The organism is Pseudoalteromonas sp. TB25, from assembly GCF_000497995.1.
GTDB lineage: Bacteria > Pseudomonadota > Gammaproteobacteria > Enterobacterales > Alteromonadaceae > Pseudoalteromonas > Pseudoalteromonas distincta.
This window is the reverse complement of the sequence record NZ_AUTI01000271.1, coordinates 1-2,894: the sequence shown is the minus strand read 5'-3', so window position 1 is coordinate 2,894 and position 2,894 is coordinate 1. Positions and strand designations below refer to the sequence as shown.

Genomic DNA, 2,894 nt, shown 5'->3' with positions numbered 1-2,894 from the left:
TAACAATCATCTGTGTGGACACTACGAACAAATAAGTTCTAAATCGTATAAGGAGGTGATCCAGCCCCAGGTTCCCCTAGGGCTACCTTGTTACGACTTCACCCCAGTCATGAATCACTCCGTGGTAAACGTCCTCCCGAGGGTTAGACTATCTACTTCTGGAGCAACCCACTCCCATGGTGTGACGGGCGGTGTGTACAAGGCCCGGGAACGTATTCACCGCGTCATTCTGATACGCGATTACTAGCGATTCCGACTTCATGGAGTCGAGTTGCAGACTCCAATCCGGACTACGACGCACTTTAAGTGATTCGCTTACTCTCGCGAGTTCGCAGCACTCTGTATGCGCCATTGTAGCACGTGTGTAGCCCTACACGTAAGGGCCATGATGACTTGACGTCGTCCCCACCTTCCTCCGGTTTATCACCGGCAGTCTCCTTAGAGTTCTCAGCATTACCTGCTAGCAACTAAGGATAGGGGTTGCGCTCGTTGCGGGACTTAACCCAACATCTCACAACACGAGCTGACGACAGCCATGCAGCACCTGTATCAGAGTTCCCGAAGGCACCAAACCATCTCTGGTAAGTTCTCTGTATGTCAAGTGTAGGTAAGGTTCTTCGCGTTGCATCGAATTAAACCACATGCTCCACCGCTTGTGCGGGCCCCCGTCAATTCATTTGAGTTTTAACCTTGCGGCCGTACTCCCCAGGCGGTCTACTTAATGCGTTAGCTTTGAAAAACAGAACCGAGGTTCCGAGCTTCTAGTAGACATCGTTTACGGCGTGGACTACCGGGGTATCTAATCCCGTTTGCTCCCCACGCTTTCGTACATGAGCGTCAGTGTTGACCCAGGTGGCTGCCTTCGCCATCGGTATTCCTTCAGATCTCTACGCATTTCACCGCTACACCTGAAATTCTACCACCCTCTATCACACTCTAGTTTGCCAGTTCGAAATGCAGTTCCCAGGTTGAGCCCGGGGCTTTCACATCTCGCTTAACAAACCGCCTGCGTACGCTTTACGCCCAGTAATTCCGATTAACGCTCGCACCCTCCGTATTACCGCGGCTGCTGGCACGGAGTTAGCCGGTGCTTCTTCTGTCAGTAACGTCACAGCTAGCAGGTATTAACTACTAACCTTTCCTCCTGACTGAAAGTGCTTTACAACCCGAAGGCCTTCTTCACACACGCGGCATGGCTGCATCAGGCTTGCGCCCATTGTGCAATATTCCCCACTGCTGCCTCCCGTAGGAGTCTGGGCCGTGTCTCAGTCCCAGTGTGGCTGATCATCCTCTCAAACCAGCTAGGGATCGTCGCCTTGGTGAGCCATTACCTCACCAACTAGCTAATCCCACTTGGGCCAATCTAAAGGCGAGAGCCGAAGCCCCCTTTGGTCCGTAGACATTATGCGGTATTAGCAGTCGTTTCCAACTGTTGTCCCCCACCTCAAGGCATGTTCCCAAGCATTACTCACCCGTCCGCCGCTCGTCAGCAAAGTAGCAAGCTACTTTCTGTTACCGCTCGACTTGCATGTGTTAGGCCTGCCGCCAGCGTTCAATCTGAGCCATGATCAAACTCTTCAATTAAAAAGTTTTATGTCTTTCGACAGCTCAATGAATTCTGAATTTTTGTTTTTGTTGCCAAAAACGAATTGACTGTGCGTTATTATTTTCACTTTTAAAAAAGTAAAATCAAAACAGCTCAAGGCTGAATCTTTTAATAACATATGGTCACTCAGTTTCAATTGAGACTCTAATTTGTTTGCCTCGCTACCTAAGTAGGTTGGCTGTTAGAACTCAATCTGTACGAGTGCCCACACAGATGATTGCTTTATATTGTTAAAGAACGTTTTGATTCGCTTTAGCGTCTCAAGGGATGCGAATAATACACCCTTTATTTTTCGAGTCAACACTTTGTTTTAAACTTTCTTTTTAGAAGATTTAAAACCGAAGTTTTATTTAACTCTCTGAGTAGTTCGTGCCTCGCTATGCGTTGTCCGCTGCGCGTCGCCATATCCCGTCTCAGTGGGGTCGCATTATAGGGAGAACAGATTTTTACGCAAGCGTTTTATTGACAAAACTTTAAATAAAGCACTGTTCGCTGAGAATTTAAGCTAAACGCATTAAAAACACAACATAACCAGCATTTTATTAACATTTAACGCTTATTAAAGTGTTTGTTATGACCTGCGCTATCAAAAAAAAACTGTCTACAGACCTGCTATTAAGTCATTTAGCTAAAAGCTATAGTTAAAGCCCGCGTAAAAACGACGACCTGAGTAGCTAGTATTGAGTAATCGCGCATCGGTGTCATTTCCTAAACGCGTTACTGATTCAGATTTAGTTAAATTAATAACCGCTGCGTTAAGGCTAAGCCCGTCGTATAAATTTACAGATGCATTTACATCGATTTGTTCGTAAGGGTCTTGGTATACATTTAATCCGCTATTTAAACCGAGTACTGTTTCGCCGCGCTTATTATAAGAAGCACGTACATTAAAATAACCTCCTTCATAATAAACAGAGGTGTTGTACTGATACTTTGCACTACCTATTAAGGCCGACTGACCAAATTCTTCACCATTAATTGTTACATCTGCTTTATTGGTTTTGTTATAAGTGTAATTTGCGTAAAAGCCAAAACCACTATCAAAGGCATGCTGAATAAATACTTCCGCGCCTTTTGATACTGCATCGGTGCCATTACCTACAGTGCTGTAAGGGGCTATATTAATAGTCCCTGCATCCACTATATTATTTTTACCAGCAAAGTTTTGCTCTACGTCGATCACCAGTGGCACAACAAAGTTATCTACTTTCTTATGAAAAAGTGCCAACCCAACAGCAGAACCCTCACTGTAATAATACTCAATAGATAAATCGGCTTGAACTGATTC

1 rRNA gene and 1 pseudogene are annotated in these 2,894 nt (G+C 45.4%); both read right to left on the bottom strand.

Going from position 1 to position 2,894, the window contains the following annotated elements:
- Positions 1 to 48: 48 nt before the first annotated feature.
- A 16S ribosomal RNA gene (locus L652_RS01000000123555) occupies positions 49 to 1,584 on the bottom strand.
- 650 nt (positions 1,585 to 2,234) lie between these two features.
- A pseudogene (locus tag L652_RS0108955) lies at positions 2,235 to 2,894 on the bottom strand (TonB-dependent receptor); the annotation flags it as partial.